Below are 22,312 nucleotides of genomic sequence, written 5' to 3'. Positions count from 1 at the left end.
TCAGAGCCCCGACAGCGCGGAGATCATCAGGTCAGCTCCGGCGCCCTGAACTCCGCCATCGCATCCAGCAGCCGGCGGCCGAGGAAGTCCGCGAACGAGGATCGCGGCAGAACTCGATACGACTCCGCGCCGGTCTGCCAGAGGATGATCGGGACCGACCAAAGCGCGGTCACGTACGCCGAGCCGACCGCGAACGCCCGTGGATGGAGGTCGAGCGGGCAGCCCTTCTCCAGCACCCCGCGCGCCGACGGACCGGTCAGCTCGAAGGTGGTCCGGTTGGCGGACAGGTCCGTCGCCGAGCCGGGTCCTTCGGCAACCGCCTCGACGAGCGCACTGGTCAGCGTCGCGGGGTCGGTGTCGGAGACGACCAGGAACTCATCCGGTGACAACCACAGCACCGCGGTGCCCTCCGCCACACTTACCGAACCGCAGGAGGCCGGCAATGCCGTGCCCAGTTGGGCCTCGACTCGTCCGGCGACCTCCGAGCCCGGCACCGTACGGACACCGACCATGGTCTGGAACGGCACCTCGCGGAGGCCGACGCCCCGTGGACCGGTCACCTCAGCGGCAGCGAACTGCTCCGCCAGGTGAGCGGCCGGACTGACCCGACGATCTCCTGGCTCGAGGTTCACTGACTCGAGCACTGCTGACTCAGCCATCGCGGCGATTCCCTTCGGGGTCGTAGAGGACGGTCTCACCCACGGTGACCTCGATCAGCTGGTCACCGACGACCGTGGTCAGGGTCTGACCGATGCGATTGCGACCGTCCTTGATCAACGCTAGCGCGAAGGATCGGCCGAGCGCGGCACTGTGATAGCTGGAGGTGACGTGGCCCAGCATCGGCACCGGTCCCGCGCTGAGGTCCAGCGAGGTCGTGTGCTCGATCAGCTGAGCACCCTCCGGGAGCCGGAACCCGGTATCGGTCGGCAGCACCGAGACCAGGTGCTTGCGATCGGTCCGAGCGGTGTCGACGCGGCTGAAGGACCGCTTGCCGATGAACTCCTTGACCTTGGAGACCACCCAGCCCATCCCCAGGTCCTGTGGCGTGACGCTGCCATCGGTGTCCTGACCGACGATCGGGAAGCCCTTCTCGGCCCGCAGCACGTGCATGGTCTCGGTGCCGTACGGGGTGATGTCGAACTCCTGGCCGGCGGCGAAGACGTCCTCCCACACGGCTTGTCCGTACCAGCCCGAGACGTTGATCTCGAACGCCAGCTCGCCGGAGAAGGAGATCCGGCAGATCCGGGCGGGGATGCCGGAGGCCAGCGTGGTCTCCCGGAACTTCATGAACCCGAAGGCGTCATTGGACACGTCGACATCGGGCGCGACCTTGGCGATCACCGCGCGGGAGTTCGGGCCGACGACCGCGATCGTGGTCCACTGCTCGGTGACCGAGGTCATGGCCACGTCGAGACTCGGCCACTCCGTCTGGTGCCACTCCTCCAGCCAGTCCAGCACCCGCGCGGCTCCACCGGTGGTGGTGGTCATGAAATAGCCGCGCTCGTCCAACCGCAGCGTCACGCCGTCGTCGAAGGTCATCCCGTCCGGCGTGCACATCACGCCGTAGCGAGCCGATCCCGGCGCCAGCTTCTTGAACGCGTTGGTGTAGATGCGGTTGAGGAACTCGCCCGCGTCGGTGCCCCAGATCTCGATCTTGCCCAGCGTGGTGGCGTCCATCATGCCGACCGAGGTCCGCACCGCGGCGCACTCCCGAAGCACGGCCTCGTCCATCGACTCACCGTTGCGCGGGTAGTACCAGGGCCGCAGCCACTGCCCGACCAGTTCGAACTCCGCGCCGTTGCCGACGTGCCAGGGGTGGACGGAGGTGAGCCGGGCCGGGTCGAACAGCTCGCCCCGATCACGGCCCGCCATCGCGGCGAAGGCCACCGGAGCGTACGGCGCCCGGAAGGTGGTGGTGCCGATCTGACCAGGCGATGCGTCGCCCCCCGAACTGCTGCTTGATCCCCCGCCCGCCGGCCCCCGGCCATTGAGGGCGGCGGCGATCACGCCGATGGCATTGACGGCCGAGGTCTTGCCCTGGTCGTTGGCCGTGCTGATCGAGGTGTAGCGCTTGATGTGCTCCACACTGCGCATCCCGGCCCCGGTGGCCCGGAGCACGTCGGCGACCGTCTGGTCCCGCTGCAGGTCGACGAAGTGGGTGCTGAACGTGCCGAGGTCACTGGCGGCATCGCGCACCAGCCACAGTGCCTTGGTGACACCCGCCGAGTCGACGCCGTCACGCGCGGCACCGATGACCTGCTGGCCGGCCACCTCGCTGTCCGGTACGAAGGCGACGAGGTCGTCGTCCCAGCGCAGCTTGCCCTGTCGCTGGCTGTGCAGGTGCACGACCGGGCTCCAGCCGCCCGACACTGCGACCAGGTCGCACTCGACACTGCTCGGAGAGCCGGTGTAAGCACCGTCGTCGTTGATCTGGGCAACCAGGGCCGAGGTCACCCGCGGGTCCCCGGTCGTGCCGACGACGGTCGCACCGAGCTGCACCGCCGCGCCGGCGGCTGCCGCCTCGGCCGCCGCGGCCGACAACTCGGCCCTGGCATCGACGACCAACGGCACGGCCACGCCAGCCGCCAGCAGCTCACCGACCAGCGGATAGACGCTGTCGTTGGTGGTGGCGATCACGACTCGGGAGCCGACTGCGACGCCATACCGGTTGAGATAGGTGCGGACCGCGGAGGCCAGCATGACACCGGGGCGATCGTTGTCGGCGAACACCAGCGGACGCTCGTGCGCGCCGGTGGCGACGATGACCTGCTGAGCACGGATGTGCCACAGCCGCTGCCGGGAAACACCCGCGAGCGCTGGATCGGCCGCGGCCGCACCCAGGCGGTCGGTCCGATCTTCCAGCGCTACGACATAGTTGGCGTCGTAGTTGCCGAAGGCGTTGGTCCGGGTGAGCACGGTGACCTCGGCAGCGGAATGCAGTTCCGCCTCGACTCCGGCCAGCCACTCGGCGGCCGGCTGTCCTTCCACCACGGCGTTCGGCTCCGACAACAACGATCCACCCAGCTCGGGCTGGTCGTCGATCAGGATCACTCGGGCGTCTGTACGAGCGGCATCGCGCGCGGCCGCCAGACCGGCCGGGCCGGCACCGATGACGAGTACGTCGGTGTGGACGTACTTCTTGTCATAGACGCTGGTGTCATCGGCGGGATCCAGGGTGCCGATGCCGGCGAGATAGGTCGCCTCGAGGCCATCGACCAGCTCGACGATGGTGGTCGGCACCATCGGCTCCAGCACACTCTGGCCGGGGCGGCGCAGGTTGACCAGCGCATTCGGCTCCTCGACTCCGGCGGACAGGATGCCGCGTGGTCGGGACAGATAGATCGACGGTCCGGTCTCGATCACCCCGTTGGCGAGCAACGCTGAAGCCAGCGTGTCGCCGGGGTGTCCGACATAGCTCGTGCCGTCGACGGTGAAGGTCAGCTCGGTCGAGCGGTCGATCCGACCGCCGGTAGCGAGCCGACGAGATGGCGTGGCGGAGGTCATGCGCTCTCTCCCGACAGATTCGGTCGCGGGTCATCGAGGCCGTAGACCGCCTCGATGCGGTAGGTGACGGTGTCGCGGACGACGTTGAACCACTTCCGGCAGCCGCCGGAGTGCACCCAGCGCTCGGCAAACAGGCCCTTGGGGTTGGCCCGATAGAACAGGAAGCGGGCCCATTCCTCGTCCGAGAGCGCATTCGGGTCCTCGGGGTAGGCCACATGCGCCTGGCCGCCGTAGTGGTATTCGACCTCGTCGCGCGGTCCGCAGTTCGGGCAGTCGATCAGGATCACAGAACTTGTCCTCTCTCTTGTCCGGACTCAGTGCGCGACGCCGGCGGCGCCGTGCTCGTCGATCAGGGCTCCGCTGACGAACCGGTCCAGCGAGAACGCGGCGTTGAGCGGATGTGGCTCGCCGGTGGCGATGGTGTGCGCGAAGGTCCAGCCGGATCCAGGAGTGCCCTTGAACCCGCCGGTCCCCCAGCCACAGTTGACATACAGGTCGTCCACCGGGGCCTTGCCCACGATCGGCGAGGCGTCCAGGGTGACGTCGACGATGCCGCCCCAGGTACGCAGCAGGTGCGCGCGGGCGAAGATCGGGAACAGCTCGACCGCCGCGGCCATCTGGTGCTCGATCACGTGGAAGCCGCCGCGCTGGCCGTAGCCGTTGTAGGCGTCGATGCCGGCGCCCATCACCAGCTCGCCCTTGTGCGCCTGGGAGACGTAGACATGCACGTGGTTCGACATCACGACGGTCGGATGGACCGGCTGATGCAACTCCGAGACCAACGCCTGCAACGGATGCGACTGGATCGGCAGGTCGAACCCGGCCAGCTTGGCCAGCACGCTCGAGTGCCCGGCCGCGGCCAGGCCGACGCGACCGGCCGCGATCCGGCCGCGGCTGGTCTCGACCCCGACGACCCGGTTGCCGTCCTTGACGAAACCGGTGACCTCGCAGTTCTGGATCAGATCCACGCCCAGGGCATCGGCCTGCCGGGCGAACGCCCAGGCGACGTGGTCGTGCTTGGCGATGCCGCCGCGTGGCTGGTAGGTCGCGCCCAGCACCGGATAGCGGATGTTGCCGCTGATGTTGATGATCGGGCAGAGGTCTTTGACCTGCTGCGGATCCAGCCACTCGGCGTCGATCCCGTTCAACTGGTTGGCGCTCACCCGACGAACCGAGTCGCGGACGTCCTGCAGCGTGTGCGCGAGGTTCATCACCCCGCGCTGACTGAACAAGAAGTCGTAGTCGAGCTCGGTCGGCAGGCCCTCCCACAGCTTCATCGAGTGCTCGTAGATCGCCGAGGTCTCGTCCCACAGATAGTTGGAACGGATGATCGCGGTGTTCCGGGCCATGTTGCCGCCGGCCAGCCAGCCCCGCTCCAGCACCGCGACATTGGTGATGCCGTGGTTCTTCGCCAGGTAGTACGCCGTGGCCAGCCCGTGGCCACCGGCCCCGACGATGACGACGTCGTACGCCGGCTTGGGGTCAGGATTGCGCCACAGGAAATCCGGATGCTCCGGCAGTGCGTCCGCCATTACTGGTCTCCATCGCTGGGGTCGGTCGTCTCGCTGGCGCTGGCATCGAGGTTCGGATAGAGCGGGAACTGCTCCGCGAGCGCTGTCACACGCTCCCGCAGCCGCGCCTGCACCTCGTCATCGAAGCCCGGCTTCAGGGCCGTGGCGATGATATCGGCCACCTCGGCGAACTCGGCGTCACCGAAGCCACGGGTCGCCAGCGCCGGCGTACCGATCCGCAGACCGGAGGACACCATCGGAGGGCGCGGGTCGAAGGGCACCGCATTGCGGTTGACGGTGATGCCGATCGAGTGCAGCCGATCCTCACCCTGCTGACCGTCCAGGTCGGAGTCACGCAGGTCGACCAGCACCAGGTGCACGTCGGTGCCACCGCTGACCACCGAGACGCCGGAGTCGGCCAGGTCCTCGGCGAGCAGCCGGTCGGCCAGGATCTTGGCGCCGCGCAGCGTACGCTCCTGCCGCTCCCGGAAGCTCGGCTCGGCGGCAAGCTTGAAGGCGACCGCCTTGGCGGCGATCACATGCTCCAGCGGACCACCCTGCTGGCCGGGGAAGACCGAAGAGTTGACCTTCTTCGCGATCGCCGCATCGTTGGTCAAGATCACGCCACCGCGCGGTCCACCGAGGGTCTTGTGCGTCGTGGTGGTGACCACATGGGCGTGCGGCACCGGGTTGGGATGCAGACCGGCCGCCACGAGTCCGGCGAAGTGGGCCATATCGACCATCAGATACGCGTCCACCAGGTCCGCGATGCGCCGGAACTCGGCGAAATCCAGCTGTCGGGCGTACGCCGACCAGCCGGCGATGATCAGCTTCGGGCGGTGCTCCAGCGCCAGTCGCTCGACCTCGGCCATGTCGACGAGGAAGTCTTCCTTGCTCACCTCGTACGGCACGACCCGATAGAGCTTGCCGGAGAAGTTGATCCGCATGCCGTGGGTGAGGTGACCGCCATGGGCCAGGGAAAGACCCAGGATGGTGTCACCGGGCTGCAGCAGGGCGAACATCGCGCCCGCATTGGCCTGCGCGCCGGAGTGCGGCTGCACGTTGGCGAACTCGGCGCCGAACAGGCTCTTGATCCGATCGATGGCGAGCCGCTCGATGACGTCGACGTGCTCACAGCCGCCGTAGTAGCGCCGACCCGGGTAGCCCTCCGCGTACTTGTTGGTCAGCACCGAACCTTGGGCCTCCATCACCGCGGTCGGTGCGAAGTTCTCTGAGGCGATCATCTCCAGGGTCTGCTGCTGACGCTTCAACTCGGCGTCGATCGCTTCCCGTACCTCAATGTCGGTCTCCGCGAGCGAACGCGTAAGCACCTCGACCACATGCTCTCCTCGGGTGTACCCGGACATCCGAATGGACCAGCCATCTGGTATGTCACTAGTATATCAATTGGCGAAGACAAGTATGCTGCCGCATCGATCGACTGTCAACCATCGACGAACCACCAGCCTCGCGTTGTCCCGCACCCTCCGGCAAGTCGGTGATATATCAAAAGGTGACAAACGGTATCCTTGCCATGAGCGACGTCAATCCAGCCGCTGAGGAGTAGCCACATGATCGTCGACCTGCATGTTGAGGAGCGCAGTCCGGCGATCTCTCTCGCCGGCCTCGCCTATCAGCAGATCAAGGATCGGCTGATCATGCTCGATATCCGCCCGGGCGATCCGATCAACGACGTGGCGCTGGCCGCGGAGCTGGGTGTCGGTCGTACGCCGGTGCGCGAGGCCCTGAAACGTCTCGAGACCGACCACCTCGTGGTCTCCTATCCACGGCGGGGCACCTTCGCCACAGTCGTGGATGTCACCGAGCTGGGCTCCATCTCCGATATCCGGCAACTGCTGGAGCCCCATGCGGCGCGCCGGGCCGCGGAGAACGCCACGCCGGCACAGCGGCTGGAGATGCGCGAGACCGCGAATCTGGTCCGCGACCTGCAGGTCGTCGACGGCGATCGGACCGCCTTCATCACCGAGGACCGGGCGATCCACCAACTGATCTACCGTGCCACCGGCAACTCGCATCTGGAAGATGTGCTGACCCGCTACGACAATCTCGCGACCCGGATTTGGTGCCTGGTCATCGACAAGCTCCCTGATCTGGCCGAGCACATCCGCGATCACGCCGGCCTGCTCGAAGCCATCGCCGCCGGCGACGGAGACCTTGCCGCTTCGTTGACCCTGGGGCACGTCACGGGCTTCGAGCGAGCCATTCGCAGCGTGCTCTGACGCGACGAGTCAAGATCACGGTAGACAGCAGCCGCCGAGTTTGTGACGGTGGAGCCATGGCAAGTCGCGCGTCCAACTTCTGTATCGATGCTCACGACCCGTACGCCCAGACCATGTGGTGGGCGAAGGTGCTCGAGGACTTCACCGTCGACGAGACGTGGGAGATGAAACCCGAGGACGACGAATGCGGACTCGTGGGACCAGACGACCGGTTCCTGCTCTTCCTCCGCGTCCCAGAGCCCAAGACGGTCAAGAACCGGATGCACCTCTGTCTGCGACCCACCGATCGCAGCCGAGACGAAGAAATCGAGCGAATCCTCGCCCTCGGCGCCACCCAGGTCAACGACCTACGCAACGGCGAGCGGGGCTGGATGGTGCTGGCCGACCCGGAGGGCAACGAGTTCTGCGTCCTCACCCCCTACCGTCCCGGTGGTGACCCGGACGACGGCCAGGACGGCTGAGGCGCCGAGAGCAGGCCGCATGGCCCACGGGTCGGCATCCGCCCAGGGCGGCGGTTGCGCGCACAGCGTCTGATATGTACGTTCGCCCACACAAGGTGAGGCCACCATCCGTGGCCCTTTCGGGCAGAAGGACGAGCATGAGGACACGCCGACACGACCCCACTCGTCGCGATCGGATCATCGAGGCGACGATCGACTCGATAGCCGAGCACGGCGTCGCGGGAACGTCCCAGCGCCGGGTTGCGGCCGATGCCGGCGTCCAGGTCGGCTCGTTGAGCTATCACTTCGAGAACAGCGACCATCTCCTGAAGGAGGCCTTCACACGTTGCGTGCAGGTGATCAGAGACCAGATCGAGAATCGGTTCGCGACGGTCGAGGACGCCTCAGGCGCCGTGGAGGCCGCCGTCCAGCTCATTCACGAGGACTTCCAGAGCTCGCGACGAGAGCTGATCCTCTACTACGAGCTCTATGCCATCACCTTGCGGTCACCTGACTACCAGTCACTCACGGCCGGCATGATCGACATCGGGCAGCAGATGCTGGAGAAGTTCTTCGACCAGGCGACGGCGCGCGCGATCAACACCTACATCGAAGGAGCCTGTTGCTACGTCGCTCTTTCCGCAGTGCCCGAGACGCCGGCCGCAACCCGCGAAATGCTGCGTCGGCTGGCGCACGTACCCGCTTGACTCGACGGCCGACGCCGTCCTCCCGGATAGGCGTCCGGCGCTCGGATCGTCCACACGGTGCCGAATCCGTCCTCAGCCGAGAATGCCGGCCAGGAGTGCCAGGCGTCCGACGCTTTGGTGCCGGGTGCGTGCCGAGCAGAGTTCGAGGCGAGCACCCGGCCGCCGCCGCCGACCAGGGCAAAGACGGGATCGACGGCCGCAATCGCCTGGACGAACAGCGATTCCAGGTGGGCCAGCGACAAGTCGCAGCCCAGGACGTGGATGCCGGAGGCGGTGGGCACCGGCATCGCCAGCCGGACCGTGTTGACGAAGGTCTCGCCGGCGTCGACATAGGGTCCGATGGCCACCGGCAGCCCTGACTCCCGGGGCGCTTGAAACCACTCCCTGGACGCATAGTCGTAGAAACTCACCGATTGTGGATCGAGGTCATACCAGACGTGCCCGAATCGACCCAGGTCCCGGCGCGACCACCAGTCCAGCCAACTGACCTGGTCGACGAGTGAGCCGGGAGAATAGGCGACACCCGCCCCGACGATGAGTGGCCCCTGCCGTTCGAGCAACGGCACCACCAACTCGGCCATGAAATCGAAGGCGCATCGCGGCGGAGCGACGAGCCCGGCGGCTCTGTTCCGCTGCAGCGCAGCGGAGATCACTCGTAGCTCACTCAGCAACGGCTGGATCGCGGAGCGGATCGCGAGCACAGCTCGCTCCACGGTGATCGTCATAGCGATGTCGATCTCGACCATGTAAGCAACTCCTGCGTCAACTATGGGCGTCTGCCCACAGTACTGTGGGCAGACGCCCATAGTCAACGCTTGACTTGTTGCCGAATCAGCCGGAATCAGCCGTCGGTCTCGAGCAACAGCTGCAGACGGCAGTTGATCAACGCCTGAATCTCGGCATCGCACTGCTGCGCGGCCGCCTCCCTCGCAGCTCGCTCGTCGCCGTCACGAATCGACTCGACGATCCGGCTGTGCGGGAACCCGGCCGCCAACGACTCTCGATCGATAGCGTTCGAGCGCAGGCCGGCCAGGTCGATCTGAACCCGCAGAATCGCCGCGGTGAGTCGACCTGATTGGGCCGCCATGCCGGTCTTCACCTGGAATCGGCTCGCGAGGCGCCAGAACTCACCCGCCGTCGTAGCCGTCGAAAGCAGGGTCGCCAACTCCTCCAGACCCAGGATGTCGTTTTCGTCGGCCCGGCCGGCCGCCAGCCCGGCGGCCGCCGCAGTGACAGCGGAGTAGAGGTCTCCGAGGTCACGCAACTCGTCCGCGCCGGTGGTCAACAGCCGCCCACGAATGGCGGACTCGAGCGGCTCGGCGCGACCTCTCACCACGCTGCCGCCACCTCGGCCACGGACGGTGGCAATCAGACCCCTGGTACGCAGAGTGGCCAGCGCCGAGCGAAGAGTCATCTGTGAGACTCCCAGCGCCGCCGCCAACTCGGGCTCGCTGGGCAGCCGAGTCCCCTTGGCGAGAATCCCCATGGCGATCGCTGCGTCGAGCTGCGAGGCCACTTGACTTGCCAGCGTGGATCCCGCGATCTCACCGGGTCGCAGCATGGCAAGCAAGCCGATCGACGACGAGTCGATCGAATCCTCGGCGGGCATGGAAGACACGCGCCAAATTAGCACGACGGCATCGACCACGAGCCAACAATCCTTTGACTTAATAGGTTATTGCTTTCCTATCGAGGTTCTGCTTGACTCCGTGGCGGAGAGAGGAAGTCCGATGACGGCTTTGTTCGTTGATGGTCAATGGAGGCAAGCCTCGGACAACGCGACCCGCGAGATCCGATGTCCGGCGGACGGTTCTCTGGTCGCGACAGTGCCCGAGGCCACCGCGGACGACGCCATCGCCGCCGTACGCGCGGCACGTCGCGCCTTCGACCACGGTCCATGGCCGGGCACCGCCACACCTGACCGCGCGGCCCTGCTCACGGCAGTCGCAGCCCGGCTTGCGGCGGAGAAGGAGCAGGTCGCCCGGCTGGAGGCACTCGACACCGGCAAGCGCATGGTCGAGGCACGGACCGACATGGACGACGTGGTCTCGGTGTTCCGGCATTTCGCCGCACTCGCTGGTGCCGAGGCCGGCCGAGTCGTCGATCCCGGCCCGACCCACGTGTCCAGCCGTGTCGTGCACGAGCCGGTCGGCGTCTGCACGCTGATCACACCGTGGAACTTCCCACTGCTGCAGACGTCGTGGAAGGTCGCGCCGGCACTTGCGGCAGGCAATACCTTCGTCCTGAAGCCGAGCGAGCTGACTCCGTCCACGGCGATCTGGCTGGTGCGCACCCTCGACGAGCTCGGGCTGCCCAAGGGTGTCGCCAACCTCATCCTGGGCGCGGGCGGCCGGGTCGGCCCAGCCCTGACCAGCGACGAGGACGTCGATCTGGTCTCGTTCACCGGCGGGCTCGTGACCGGACGCACGATCATGGCGGCCGCGGCACCGACCGTGAAGCGGATCGCCCTGGAGCTCGGCGGCAAGAACCCCAACATCGTGTTCGCCGACGCCGACCGTGAGGCGGCCCTCGACAATGCCCTCACGGCGGTGTTCCTGGATTCCGGGCAGGTCTGCTCGGCGGGCACCCGGCTCATCGTGGAGGAGTCGATTCGCGACGACTTCGTCGACGAGCTCGTGCGGCGGGCCGCCCGGATCCGACTCGGCGGTCCGGACGACCCGGCCGCCGAGACCGGCCCACTGATCAGCGCAGCCCATCGCGACAAGGTCGAGGCGTACGTCGCCGCGGGCATCGCCGACGGCGCGGTGCTGCGAGTCGGCGGCATGCGTCCCCAGGAGCCACGACTGCAAGACGGCTACTACTACCTGCCGACCGTCCTCGACCGTTGCACCAAGGACATGTCCTGCGTGCAGGACGAGTCCTTCGGCCCGGTGATGACCGTCGAGACCTTCGCCGGCGCGAGTCGGGACGAGGCCGAGGACCGAGCCGTCGAACTCGCGAACGACACCATCTACGGACTGGCCGGCGCCGTGTGGAGCGAGAACGCCGGACGCGCCGAGCGGGTCGCCGCCCGATTGCGGCACGGCACCGTGTGGATCAACGACTACCACCCCTACGTGCCGCAGGCGGAATGGGGTGGCTTCAAGCAGAGCGGCATCGGCCGCGAGCTAGGGCTCGCCGGGCTGGCGGAGTACCGCGAGACCAAGCACATCTGGCACAACCACAGACCGGCGCCGTCGGGCTGGTTCGGGACCGAGCCTGCCGGGACCGAGCCTGCCGAGACCGAGGAGTGTCAACGATGACCCAGAGCTACGACTACGTGATCGTGGGCGGCGGCTCCGCCGGCTCGGCCGTGGCCAACCGACTCAGTGTCGACCCGGGAACGTCCGTCCTCGTCCTCGAGGCGGGCCGTAGCGACTTCCGGATCGATCCCCTCGTCCACATGCCGGCGGCACTGCCGTTCCCGATCGGCAGCCGGTTCTACGACTGGAAGTACGAATCGGAGCCGGAGCCGCATATGGGCGGCAGGCGGGTCTACCACGCCCGAGGCAAGGTGCTGGGCGGCTCGAGCTCGATCAACGGCATGATCTTCCAGCGCGGCAACCCCTTGGACTACGAGCGCTGGGCCGCCGAGCCGGGCATGCAGACCTGGGACTATGCGCACGTCCTGCCGTACTTCAAGCGGATGGAGAACTGCCTGGCCGGCGCCGATGCCTGGCGCGGCGGCTCGGGGCCGCTGACCCTCACTCGCGGGCCGGCCACCTCCCCGCTCTTCGGTGCCTTCCTGGAAGCCACCCAACAAGCCGGCTATCCACCCACCGATGACGTCAACGGCTATCGACAGGAGGGCTTCGCTCCGTTCGATCGCAACGTCTACCGCGGTCGACGGCTGAGTGCCGCCCGGGCGTACCTGCACCCGGTCCGCAGCCGGAAGAACCTGACGATCCACACGCTCTCCCAGGTCACCGGCCTCCGGCTGCAGGGCAACCGCGCGGTCGGCGTGGACTACCTCCGTGCGGGCAAGCTGAAACGCTCGGTCGGTGCCGGCGAGGTGATCCTGTGCGGGGGCGCATTCAACTCGCCCCAGTTGCTCCAGCTCGCCGGCATCGGCAACGCCGAGGAGTTGCGCGCACTCGGCATTCGGCCGACGGTCGACCTGCCCGGGGTCGGCGAGAACCTGCAGGACCATCTCGAGGTCTACCTCCAGCACGAGTGCAAGCAGCCCGTGTCGATCGGGCCCTGGTTCAACTACTGGAAGGCACCGCGGATCGGCGCCGAATGGCTTTTCCTGCGGTCAGGCGTCGGCGCCTCCAACCACTTCGAGGCCGGCGGCTTCATCCGCAGCAACGATCAGGTCAGCTACCCCAACCTGATGTTCCACTTCCTTCCGATCGCGGTTCGCTACGACGGATCGAAGTCGGCGGCCGAACATGGCTATCAGGTGCACATCGGCCCCATGTACTCCGATGTCCGCGGTCACCTCAAGATCCGCTCGACCGACCCGCTGGAACACCCCGCGCTGCAGTTCAACTACCTGTCGACCGAGAGCGATCGCCGCGAGTGGATCGAGATGATCCGCGCGGCGCGCGACATCCTCGGTCAGCCGGCACTGGCGGCGTTCGATGCCGGTGAGATCTCGCCCGGGCCGAGCGTGGAAACCGATCAGGAGATCCTCGACTGGGTCGCCAAGGACGCCGAGACCGCCTTGCACCCGTCCTGCACCGCGAAGATGGGCACCGATGACCTGAGTGTCGTCGACCCCGAGACGATGCGCGTGCACGGCACCGAGGGGCTGCGTGTCGTCGACGCCTCGGTCTTCCCCTACGTCACCAACGGCAATATCTATGCGCCGACGATGATGGTGGCCGAGAAGGCGTCGGACCTGATCGCCGGCAACACGCCTCTCGCCCCGCTGACCGAGGTGCCGTTCTATCGCCACGGCGAGGGCATGCCGCTGTATCCGTCCGGGGATCCGCGCAACGAGGCGGCGCCGGGGACGGTCAAGGGGCCGAGGGCGACGTCGGCATGAGCGCGACGTCGTCGGTAGAGCCGTGAAAGGGGCCAGGAATGTCCGAGACTGACGGACGGCACCGTACGGATGCCGACTCGCTTCTGGGAGCGGTAGCCGATGACCTCGAACCCGGCCGGCTGAAGCCCTCAGGGATCAACTGGTTCGTGTTCGCGGGCTCGGCCGGTGCTGTCGTGCTGATCACGGTCTTCACACTGATCGCGCCGGATCTGATGAGCAGTGGTCTCGACCGGCTGGTCTCCTTGATCACCGCGGCATTCGGCTGGTGGTACTTCCTGCTCGCTGCCGCACTGGTCTTCTTCGTGCTCTACATCTGTATGTCCAGATACGGCCGATACCGGCTCGGACCGGAGGAGTCGCGGCCGGAATACAACATGTTCACCTGGACGGCGATGCTGTTCGCCGCGGGGATCGGTGCGGACCTGATGTTCTACTCGGTCGCCGAGCCGGTGGCCCAGTATCTCGCACCACCGACCGGTGAGGCGGAAACCATCGCAGCCGCGCGGGAGGCCGTCACCTGGACGCTCTTCCACTACGGCGTGAGCGGCTGGGCGATGTATGCCGTGATGGGCATGGCGCTCGGCTACTTCTCCTTCCGGCACGGGCTACCGCTGTCGATCCGGTCCGCGCTCTACCCGATCTTCGGCAAACGACTCAGGGGCAGGGTCGGCGACTCGATCGACCTGGCCGCCGTGCTGGGCACGATCTTCGGGATCGCGACCTCACTGGGGATCAGCATCGCGCTGCTCAACGTCGGACTGAGCAAGATCTTCGGCATCGAGGAGGGTCGCGCCGCGCAGGTGGGACTGGTCGTCGTGTCCGTCACACTGGGCACGATCTCGGCGGTCTCCGGGGTTGACAAGGGGATCCGGCGGCTGTCCGAGCTGAACGTCCTGCTCTCGCTGGCGTTGATGTTCTATGTGCTGTTGTTCGACAAGACCGGCTTCCTGCTCAACTCCTTGGTGATGAACGTCGGCGACTTCCTCACCGGGTTCCCCGGACTGGCCTTGGACACCATGGCGTACGACGAGTTGGCCAGCGGCGATGTCACTGCGTGGAAGAGTCTGTGGACCTTGTTCTTCTGGGCCTGGTGGGTCGCCTGGGCACCCTTCGTCGGGCTGTTCCTCGCCCGGATCTCCCGGGGCCGCACCATCCGCCAGTTCGTGGTGGGGGTGCTGGTGATCCCGTTCAGCTTCATCCTGCTGTGGGTCTCGATCTTCGGCAACAGCGCGATCGCCCGGATCCGGGGTGGCGACGCCGCCTTCGGCGAGACGACCGCGAACCAGTTCGAACACGGCTTCTACGCGTTCCTGGAAGGCTTTCCGGCGGCCGGTCCGGTGATCGTGGTGGCCACCCTGACCGGCTTCCTCTACTACGTGACCTCGGCCGACTCCGGCGCGCTGGTGCTCGGGAACTTCACCTCCCGGCTGTCACACCCGATGGCCGACTGTTCGATCCCGCTGCGGATCTTCTGGTCGGTCGCGATCGGCGCCTTGACCATCGCGATGATGTTCGCCGGCGGTGAGAACTGGCTGGGCATCCTGACCGGCGCGACCATCGTGATGGGCCTGCCGTTCTCGATCGTGATCGCGCTCGTCGCTGTCGGCCTGTACAGATCGCTGCGCCGAGAGGCCTACAAGCTCGACAGCATGCAGTACTCCCTGCCGTCGGCGATCTCCGCGGCCCGCGGTAGCGACTCGAGCCGGCTGAGCCTGTCTCAGCGACTGCGGCGTAGCGTCACCTACCCCAGCCGGAGCGACGCCGAGACGTTCCTGGCCGACGTCGGGCGGCCGGCGCTGGAGGAGGTGGCCGCCGTGCTGAACGAGAACGGCCTACCCACCGTCGTCCGGGACAGCAGGCCCGCACACGGGTTGCCGGGCATCGAACTCGAGACCGACCTCGGCGAGGAGCCCGCGTTCATCTACCGGCTCGAGCCACGCGCCAGCCGAGCGCCGACCTTCGCCCTGCACCGGCTGACGTCCGAGTACTACTACCGGACCGAGGTGCACCTGGCCGAGGGCACCCAGGGCTACTCGATCAACGGCTACACCCAGGACCAGATCCTCGGTGACGTACTCGACCAGTACGAACGGCACATGTCATACCTGCACCTGGTCCGCTCCGGCGACCGGCTCATTCATGCCGACGACGACTCGGCCACCTGATGATCTCGAGACGAATTGGCCGCACCTGATCTGCTCGATCTTGTCGGTCCTGCTCGGGCTATAGGTAGAGCAGAACCGACAAGATCGAGCAACCCCGCGTTGGACTTGGACAGCAGCCATCGGGTTTGTGACGGTGGAGTCAGGATGGCTGAGTTTCTAGTCGTCAGATTCTGGAAATCTGCCACACAACTGGTCTAGCCGGCTTCCTAACGCGCGGGAGGCAAATCCGTGTGGCAGATTTTCGAAAAGCTCTCGTCTGGAGCGATGCCCAACCTGGCTACCAGCACCAGGAATGCCTCCACGAACGGCCGGCCGTCAGCCGCCGCGCCGAGAGTTTCCCAGTCGAGCTGTTCCCGGACTGCCCGCACCACCGCGAGCAGACCTTCCAGGTCGCAGTTCCGCTCCGACAAAGCCTCCAGTTTGGCCAGCACGATCTCGCTCGCTGGGAGCACCGGTATCCGCAGTCCCAGCACCTCATGCTCGGGTGCGGTAGCCAGCAGCCTCTCGTCCACTGGCTCGCCGCGCAGTCGGTGGAGCACATCCACCATGGCGTCGCCGGCGTACGCCTTGAACAGCCAGTCCTCCGGCGGCCGTTCGACCCGCAGACCTGCCTGGGCGAGTGCGACGGCCGCCGCTTCGACATCGCGGTCCGCCACGGCGACGTCGACATCGTGTACGGGCTCAGGCGCACCGTGCACCCACAGGCCGTAGCCGCCGGCGAGTGCGAAGCCGATCTGCTCGGCCTTCAAGGTCGACGCCACTGTGCGCAGCGCCTCCCGTAGCAACGGGCTCGGGCCCTTGTCCGGCACCAACCCCTTGTCCGGCACTGACTCAGACGGGGTCATGATGGGTAACGATTCACCATGCGACTGGCCACCTTCAACATCCTGCACGGCCGCTCTCCTTCCGACGGGACGGTCGACCTCGATCGACTGCGGGCAGCCGTACGCGAGCTCGACCCCGACATCCTGGCGCTGCAGGAGGTGGACCGGGACCAACCGCGATCGCACCTGGCCGATCTGACCGCCGTTGCCGGGGAAGCTATGGGTGCGGTCAGCCAGCGGTTCGCCGCCGCCTTGTCCGGCACCCCAGGGGCGACCTGGATCGCGGCTGCCGAACGTGATCTGCCCGGCGAGGCGTCGTACGGGGTCGCGTTGCTGTCGCGGTATCCGGCCCGCAGCTGGCAGGTGCTCAGACTGCCTCGGATCAGGCCGACCTTTCCGATGTGGCTGCGTGGTCGCCGTCGGATGATCATGGTCCGGGAGGAGCCGCGCGCCGTCGTGATCGGGCTGCTGGACACCCCGGTCGGCCCGGTGACCGTGGCCAACACCCACCTCTCGTTCGTGCCCGGCTGGGGGCGACACCAGCTGCGGCGAATTGTCCGCGACCTGGAGCCGGTGACCGCACCGGTGGTGCTGATGGGCGACCTCAACATGACTGAACCATTACCCGCCCACCGAGCCGGCTACACCCGGCTCGCGGAGCAACTCACCTTCCCGGCCGACGATCCGACCGAGCAGCTGGACCACATTCTGCTCCGAGGAGAACTGGGGCGGGTCCGAGTCAGCCAGGCACGCGAGTTCGATCTTTCCGATCACCGGGCGCTGGTGGTCGAACTCGAGACCGCCAACTGATCTCCCTTCCAGCCTGCGGTGTTTCGTCGTGCTGCTCCGGGGTAATTGAACAGGCGAATCATCACGAGCAGTCGATGAGGAGGAGGACGGTTATGGCCCAGCACGCCGCGAGTTCGCGTGAGCCCAGCCGGCAGGACCGGCCGGGATATCACGACCCACTGGCCGGGATCGGCGGCGCAGCACCAGCGCAGAGCGCCCTGACCCTGCGGCTGGTGCTGGCCGTCGTCGGACTCGTGTTCGCCACCTGCGGCGTCATCGCTTTCATCCTCATCCAGGCGCCGACCTGGGTCATCGTGCTGTTCGTCCTGGTCGGACTCACAGCGGTTGTCGACATCATCGTGGTGACCCGGCGCAAGCTTCGCGGCGAATCTGGCTGATCAGCTGGACTGTCGGGAGCGGGCGGAGCTGTTGTCATTGGCCCGTTCGATGGCCTTCACCAGTTGCCTCTTCGTCATTGTCGAGCGACCCCGAACGTCCAGCCGCTTGGCGACCGCGTACAGGTGCTTCTTCGACGCATTGGCGTTCACGCCACCGGCGGTCTCACGATGAGTGTCCCGCCCGCCTTCGGCCTGCTTGTCGGACGGGCCGTTGGAGTCCTTCGGCTCCCAATGGTCCCCGACCTTCTCGTGGGTGTGCTTGAGCGCGCTGTACGCCACTCGGTGTGCCCGCTCCCCCTCGCCGTACTCCTCCACCGCGGAGTCATGGGCCTTGGCGAACGTCCGCTGCGCCTTCTTCCCGGACCGCTGCAACGTGCTCGGCAACTCTGACTTTCGTGGCTGGCCCTTCTTGGTGGTCTTCGGCACTTCGATCTCCTCTCACGCCTCCGCTGTCGCCAGGGTCGATACCCGGTTCAGTCGCGGTCAAACGCGAGGTCGGTGACGTGCCAGTCAGCGGCGCCCGCAGCCAATCCCTCAACTGATCGGCGAGTGCTGGTGGAGGCTCTGGTGATCGACATAGATCACGTGCCGACCGGAACGCCGCCGGTTGGCCGTCCGCCGAGCCTGACAGGGACACTGCTCGGACCCGAGCACATGACCCTCCTCGTCCAGCGGCACGAAGTGGATCTGATCGCCGCAGTCGACGATTTCGAAGTCGGGCCAGTCCCCTGCTGCTCGCACCTCGCGCGCCTTCCGAAGGCGCTGAAGAATAGCGATCACAACAATGATCGCGCCCCCGAGCACGATGACGACGCAGCAGATCAGCCAAACCAGAGTCGGTGATGTGCTCATCGCAGTTCCTCCTTGTGACAAGGATGTACCCGCGATTCAGACCCCTCAAGCAGTGCTGGCGATCCCTATTGCCCTCTCAGGAAATGAGGACCAAGGGCCCGGTTCCGCCCACGACCAACTCGATGCCGCGCTGGGAGTGTGCTGAACAATGCTGTTCCGTGCGAGGACGTGCCGGGCGGGATGAGCTGCAAGGCCACATCTAGGGTCTGTAGTGGACCTACCGGCCCAAGATGTGGCCGCAGCAGATCGCCCGATCCGGTGCGCCGCAGCCGGGACATGATTGTTCAGCAGGCTCCTAGGTGAGGGAGCCGAGGACTGCCTGCCCCCGATGGGTGAGATAGGGATGGCTGGACATCAACGGATTGAACGCGATGAGTCCGCGCAGCACCAGCATCATGACGGTCCAGCACACCGATTGGCCTTCGACCGTGCAGACACCTCCATAGGAGGGGTCGCGGTTGACCCGGTCGCCGCGGACGGCGAGCAGCACCCACAACTGGCGCGTGCTCAACTGTTGCTGGGCTTGGGCGACAGCGATCATCGGCCGGCCACCCTTCGTTCGGGCCGGTCGATTCTGATGCACCCGATGGCTGCAAACATCGTCGACATGCTCCTTGTTCTATCCCACACTCGCGTCTTCAATCAGCTTCTCGGCGCGTCTCCGGCGCGCCGTTGACCCCAGATCCGCCCCGTCGGCGGCCTCGTGCGCAAGCCCGCCTCGGTAAAGATTACAAGACGAACGGAGAAACTGCAGGTAAACGGAAGATGAACGGCACGTCGTCCTGACTGATCGATGCCGATTCAGCAGGCTGCTGATCCGCCCTGCATCGCTGCGCGAGCCATGGCATGGTACGCCCGGCGTCCACGATCAAGGGGGTGTTCCAACGATCATCCGATCATGGAACGGCCGGCCTTGGACCGCCGATCCAGACTGTGGTGATCAAAGTAGAGCACCCGACTACCCGAGCGTCGACGGTTGGTGGTTCTCCAAGGTTGGCAAGGGCAACGGCCGGCTCCGAGCACATGGTCGTCCTCGGGCAGCGGGACGAAGTGAATCTGCTCGCCGCAGTCGATCACGGCGAAGTCGGGCAGCACCGGAGTAGGCACAGTCGGTACGCGATGCCGTCGGGCACGTCGCATTACGACGATCACCACGAGGGCGACCAGGCCGATGACGATCAACATGCAGCAGACGAGCCAGAGCAAGGTGGTAGAGGCACTCATCTCGGATCTCCTTCACCCGGCACGTACCCGCTGGCGGCCACGTTTATGCAGACCCGGCGCGGGCGGCACCAGCGATCCTTGGTCTTAAAGACGTCCGAGGCGAGCTGCGACGAGCAGGGCACGGGCCGCGTTGGCCCCGCATGCACCGTGTACGCCGCCACCCGGATGAGCTGCGGCGGAGGCGAGGAACAGGCCACCGATCGGGGTCTCTGCACGGCCCAGACCAGGGATCGGGCGGAAGATCAGCTGCTGGTGCAGGTTGGCGGTGCCCCCGTTCAGCGCGCCGTTGATCAGGTTTTCGTTCCGTTCCTGCAGCTGCCGCGGGCCCAGAACTCGACGGGCGATCACCCGCGAGCCGAAGCCTGGCGCGTACTTCTCCACCCGGGCCTGCATCCGGTCCGCGAACCGCTCGATCTCGCTCTCGTCCCAGGTGCCTCGGACTTCATCGCCTTCGTCGGCATGCACGGTCTGGGGAACACGGGCATAGGCCCACACCGACTCCGTGCCCGCCGGTGATCGGGTGGAGTCCGCAGTCGTCATCTGCCCCATCAGCAGGAACGGCTTGGCCGGCACGACATGCGCGCCGACCAGGTCCATGCTCGACTGGAGGTCGTCGACGGAGTCGGCGAGGTGGATCGTGCCAGGTGAGAGCGCGGGAGCGTTCGTCCACGGGATGCTGCTCGACAAGGCCCAGTCCACTTTGACGGTCGCCGGATCGAGCTCGAACCTCGCCATGCGTGTGGCCACCTTGGCCGGGAGCTCTGACCAGGGCACCAATCCCCCGTAGAGCGCCGGCGCGGCCACATCGGCAACGACCGCCCGGACTCGACGATGCTCTCCGTCACTGGCGACCACGCCGGTCACGTGCCCGCCCTCGGTGAGGATCCGTTCCACGCGCACGCCGAGGCGGATGACACCGCCGCGGCTGCTCAGCCGGTCCGTCAACGCGGTAGCCAGCCGACCGGCACCACCCTCGGGCACCGGGAACCCGACCGTCTGCCCCAGCATCGCCAGCAGCACACCGAACAGTCCCGAGCCAGGCGCGGTCATCGCGATGTCGACGTGCATGGCGTTGCCGGCCAGCAGCAGGCGAGCTGCCTCCGACCGGAACCGCGACTCGACCAGACTCCGGGCAGGCTCGATGAGCATCCGGACGAAGTCGAGTCCGCCGACCTTCGGGAGCCGGGCCAGCACACCGATGCCGGCGCGCACCGGAGGAAAAGGCGCGAGCAGTGCACGAGTCAGCGATGGCCCGACAATGCCCCACTGCCGGCACAACTCGAGCCACGCCTGACCATCTCCAGGCTGGTGGCGGTCCAGATCGGCGGCGGTCTTCTCGGCGTCACGATGCAGCAGTGCCCACTCCCCCGATGGCAGCGGATGACCCAGGACCGCCGGGGCGTGCCGCCACCGCAGCCCGAACTCCTCCAAGCCGAGCCGGGAGATCGCCGGCGATGCCGCGGCGAAGGGATAGAAGCTGCTGAAGGTGTCGTGGACGAATCCCTCGGCCACGTCCTCGGCGCTGGCCACGGCGCCGCCGGGTCTGTCCTGACTCTCGAGAACCTCGACCTGCCACCCTGCGTCGGCCAACAGATTGGCCGCCACCAGACCGTTGGGTCCGGAGCCGATCACCACCACGGTTCGGCCCTCGGCAGTCCGTGTCATCCGGTCCTCCGACCTTTCGTCGTACCCGTCTGCTGCTCCGCTTCGGCGTTGATCTCAGCACCGAGCAGGACGGCGTACGACGTGATCCACAACCACAGCAACAAGACGATCACTGCGGCGAAGACACCATAGGTCTTGGCGTAGTTGCCGAAGGTGGAGACGTAGACAGAGAACCCGATCGAGGCGAGCAGCCACAGCAAAGTGGCGATCGCAGCACCAACGGATACCCAGCGCAGCTTCGGTGAACTCCGGTCGGGCGCCACCCGATAGAGGACGGCCAGCGCCGCTGCCACCAGTACGACCACCAGCACCCACCGTGCCGCTGAAAGAGCCACCCGGATCGCGGGGCTGTCGCCGAAGACCTGTCTGAGCAGCGGTGGAACAGCTGCGACCAGCCCGAGCATCACGACGATGAAGACGATGGAGCCCAGGGTCAGCCCCAGGGCGATGAGACGGCGCTGGATCGCGCTGCGCCTCGACTCCCCGTCATAGGCCACGTTGACCGCGATCATGAGTTGGTTCACCCCACCCGATGCGCTGAACAGCGCGATGGCGACAGAGATCACGGCGCTCCAGCCGAGCGCTGCTCGGTTCTGATTGTTGATCTGGTCCACGACGAGCTGACGGACCTCCGCCGGCAGCGCCGACAGTGAGTTCACCTGGTCGGCGATCACGCCCGGGTCGGCGAACAACCCGTACATGGTGACCAGCGCAATCAGCGCCGGAAACAGCGCGAGGAAAGCAAAGAAGGCCACACCCGCCCCGAGCAGTGGCACTTGATCGGCCTGGGCTCCGGCCCAGCCGCGCTGCACCACCTGACGCCAGCCCCGAAGCGAGATCTGTGAGGGCTGCTCCGCATCCTTGTCAGGAACGGCGGTGTCGTGTCGGTCTGACTGATGGATCGGCTTCTCGGCGGCCATTGACAACTCCTTGTCTGCCCGGACCGGGGTGCTCGAAGTATGGACTGAATTGACCCGGTGGTTGGTCCGTACCCCGCACGACA

The 22,312-nt window shown here is 66.7% G+C and carries 22 protein-coding genes; 9 read left to right on the top strand and 13 right to left on the bottom strand.

Annotated elements, in window-relative coordinates:
- Positions 1-26: 26 nt before the first annotated feature.
- From MLP_RS10060 to glyA, 5 genes are read right to left on the bottom strand one after another with little or no spacing between them, the layout of a single operon-like run.
- Positions 27-659, bottom strand: coding sequence for a sarcosine oxidase subunit gamma (locus MLP_RS10060; protein WP_013862965.1), 633 nt, complete (start codon positions 657-659; stop codon positions 27-29).
- Positions 652-3,504, bottom strand: a complete 2,853-nt coding sequence (locus MLP_RS10055; protein WP_013862964.1) for a 2Fe-2S iron-sulfur cluster-binding protein — start codon at positions 3,502-3,504, stop codon at positions 652-654. The genes MLP_RS10060 and MLP_RS10055 overlap by 8 nt, the downstream gene beginning before the upstream one ends.
- Positions 3,501-3,791: a sarcosine oxidase subunit delta gene (locus MLP_RS10050; RefSeq protein WP_013862963.1), complete on the bottom strand. Its 291-nt coding sequence runs from the start codon at positions 3,789-3,791 to the stop codon at positions 3,501-3,503. Before MLP_RS10050 ends, MLP_RS10055 begins: the two co-directional genes overlap by 4 nt.
- Before the next feature lie 27 nt (positions 3,792-3,818).
- The gene (locus MLP_RS10045; protein ID WP_013862962.1) at positions 3,819-5,036 is read right to left on the bottom strand and encodes a sarcosine oxidase subunit beta family protein; all 1,218 of its coding nucleotides are present in this window, start codon (positions 5,034-5,036) and stop codon (positions 3,819-3,821) included.
- Positions 5,036-6,355, bottom strand: coding sequence for a serine hydroxymethyltransferase (glyA, locus tag MLP_RS10040; RefSeq protein WP_041791918.1), 1,320 nt, complete (start codon positions 6,353-6,355; stop codon positions 5,036-5,038). Before glyA ends, MLP_RS10045 begins: the two co-directional genes overlap by 1 nt.
- A gap of 231 nt (positions 6,356-6,586) precedes the next feature.
- Between glyA and MLP_RS10035 the strand changes: the two genes are divergently transcribed.
- The 3 genes from MLP_RS10035 (at position 6,587) to MLP_RS10025 (ending at position 8,402) form a co-directional block, all read left to right on the top strand.
- The gene (locus MLP_RS10035) at positions 6,587-7,255 is read left to right on the top strand and encodes a GntR family transcriptional regulator (protein ID WP_013862960.1); all 669 of its coding nucleotides are present in this window, start codon (positions 6,587-6,589) and stop codon (positions 7,253-7,255) included.
- A gap of 56 nt (positions 7,256-7,311) precedes the next feature.
- Positions 7,312-7,716: a VOC family protein gene (locus MLP_RS10030; protein WP_013862959.1), complete on the top strand. Its 405-nt coding sequence runs from the start codon at positions 7,312-7,314 to the stop codon at positions 7,714-7,716.
- 137 nt (positions 7,717-7,853) lie between these two features.
- On the top strand, positions 7,854-8,402 hold the full coding sequence (locus MLP_RS10025; RefSeq protein WP_041789936.1) for a TetR/AcrR family transcriptional regulator: 549 nt from the start codon (positions 7,854-7,856) through the stop codon (positions 8,400-8,402).
- Here MLP_RS10025 and MLP_RS10020 read toward each other — a convergent pair.
- Positions 8,321-9,148 (bottom strand): cache domain-containing protein, encoded by an 828-nt coding sequence (locus tag MLP_RS10020; protein WP_013862957.1) that lies wholly within the window; start codon positions 9,146-9,148, stop codon positions 8,321-8,323. The two genes, MLP_RS10025 and MLP_RS10020, sit on opposite strands and share 82 nt — an antisense overlap.
- 95 nt (positions 9,149-9,243) lie before the next feature.
- Positions 9,244-10,050: a GntR family transcriptional regulator gene (locus tag MLP_RS10015; protein WP_013862956.1), complete on the bottom strand. Its 807-nt coding sequence runs from the start codon at positions 10,048-10,050 to the stop codon at positions 9,244-9,246.
- A gap of 82 nt (positions 10,051-10,132) precedes the next feature.
- Here MLP_RS10015 and MLP_RS10010 point away from each other — a divergent pair, with 82 nt between their 5' ends.
- Genes MLP_RS10010 through betT form a run of 3 tightly spaced genes read left to right on the top strand, consistent with a single transcriptional unit; the run spans position 10,133 to position 15,557 of the window.
- Positions 10,133-11,665: an aldehyde dehydrogenase family protein gene (locus MLP_RS10010; RefSeq protein WP_013862955.1), complete on the top strand. Its 1,533-nt coding sequence runs from the start codon at positions 10,133-10,135 to the stop codon at positions 11,663-11,665.
- Positions 11,662-13,392: a choline dehydrogenase gene (betA, locus tag MLP_RS10005; protein ID WP_013862954.1), complete on the top strand. Its 1,731-nt coding sequence runs from the start codon at positions 11,662-11,664 to the stop codon at positions 13,390-13,392. The genes MLP_RS10010 and betA overlap by 4 nt, the downstream gene beginning before the upstream one ends.
- A 38-nt stretch (positions 13,393-13,430) precedes the next feature.
- Positions 13,431-15,557, top strand: a complete 2,127-nt coding sequence (betT, locus tag MLP_RS10000) for a choline BCCT transporter BetT (protein ID WP_013862953.1) — start codon at positions 13,431-13,433, stop codon at positions 15,555-15,557.
- Between the two features lie 206 nt (positions 15,558-15,763).
- On the opposite strand, the gene MLP_RS09995 is transcribed toward betT, so the two are convergent.
- Entirely contained in the window at positions 15,764-16,402 is a 639-nt protein-coding gene (locus MLP_RS09995) for a nucleotidyltransferase family protein (RefSeq protein WP_197536537.1), read from the bottom strand.
- An 18-nt stretch (positions 16,403-16,420) separates the two neighbouring features.
- Here MLP_RS09995 and MLP_RS09990 point away from each other — a divergent pair, with 18 nt between their 5' ends.
- Complete coding sequence (locus MLP_RS09990; protein WP_013862951.1) at positions 16,421-17,191, top strand: endonuclease/exonuclease/phosphatase family protein; 771 nt, start codon at positions 16,421-16,423, stop codon at positions 17,189-17,191.
- A gap of 92 nt (positions 17,192-17,283) precedes the next feature.
- Complete coding sequence (locus MLP_RS09985; protein WP_156821108.1) at positions 17,284-17,568, top strand: DUF6343 family protein; 285 nt, start codon at positions 17,284-17,286, stop codon at positions 17,566-17,568.
- Here the strand turns inward: MLP_RS09985 and MLP_RS09980 are convergent, their stop codons facing one another.
- Positions 17,569-17,994: a ChaB family protein gene (locus MLP_RS09980; protein WP_013862949.1), complete on the bottom strand. Its 426-nt coding sequence runs from the start codon at positions 17,992-17,994 to the stop codon at positions 17,569-17,571.
- A 141-nt stretch (positions 17,995-18,135) separates the two neighbouring features.
- On the opposite strand from MLP_RS09980, the gene MLP_RS27950 reads away from it, so the two are divergent.
- Positions 18,136-18,411, top strand: coding sequence for a hypothetical protein (locus MLP_RS27950; protein WP_156821107.1), 276 nt, complete (start codon positions 18,136-18,138; stop codon positions 18,409-18,411).
- A 304-nt stretch (positions 18,412-18,715) separates the two neighbouring features.
- Here MLP_RS27950 and MLP_RS09970 read toward each other — a convergent pair whose 3' ends face one another.
- The 4 genes from MLP_RS09970 to MLP_RS09955 form a co-directional block, all read right to left on the bottom strand.
- Positions 18,716-18,961 carry a hypothetical protein gene (locus tag MLP_RS09970; protein WP_013862947.1) on the bottom strand — a complete coding sequence of 82 codons (246 nt, stop codon included), beginning with the start codon at positions 18,959-18,961 and terminating at the stop codon, positions 18,716-18,718.
- A gap of 347 nt (positions 18,962-19,308) precedes the next feature.
- Positions 19,309-19,644, bottom strand: a complete 336-nt coding sequence (locus MLP_RS09965) for a hypothetical protein (protein WP_013862946.1) — start codon at positions 19,642-19,644, stop codon at positions 19,309-19,311.
- An 84-nt stretch (positions 19,645-19,728) separates the two neighbouring features.
- Entirely contained in the window at positions 19,729-21,309 is a 1,581-nt protein-coding gene (locus MLP_RS09960; protein ID WP_013862945.1) for a phytoene desaturase family protein, read from the bottom strand.
- Positions 21,306-22,229 (bottom strand): YihY/virulence factor BrkB family protein, encoded by a 924-nt coding sequence (locus tag MLP_RS09955; RefSeq protein WP_013862944.1) that lies wholly within the window; start codon positions 22,227-22,229, stop codon positions 21,306-21,308. The genes MLP_RS09960 and MLP_RS09955 overlap by 4 nt, the downstream gene beginning before the upstream one ends.
- Positions 22,230-22,312: the final 83 nt, after the last annotated feature.

It is taken from the genome of Microlunatus phosphovorus NM-1 (genome assembly GCF_000270245.1).
In the GTDB taxonomy this organism is placed as follows: Bacteria; Actinomycetota; Actinomycetes; order Propionibacteriales; family Propionibacteriaceae; genus Microlunatus; species Microlunatus phosphovorus.
The sequence above is the reverse complement of the archived record's forward strand: the minus strand, read 5'-3'. Positions and strand labels throughout refer to the sequence as shown.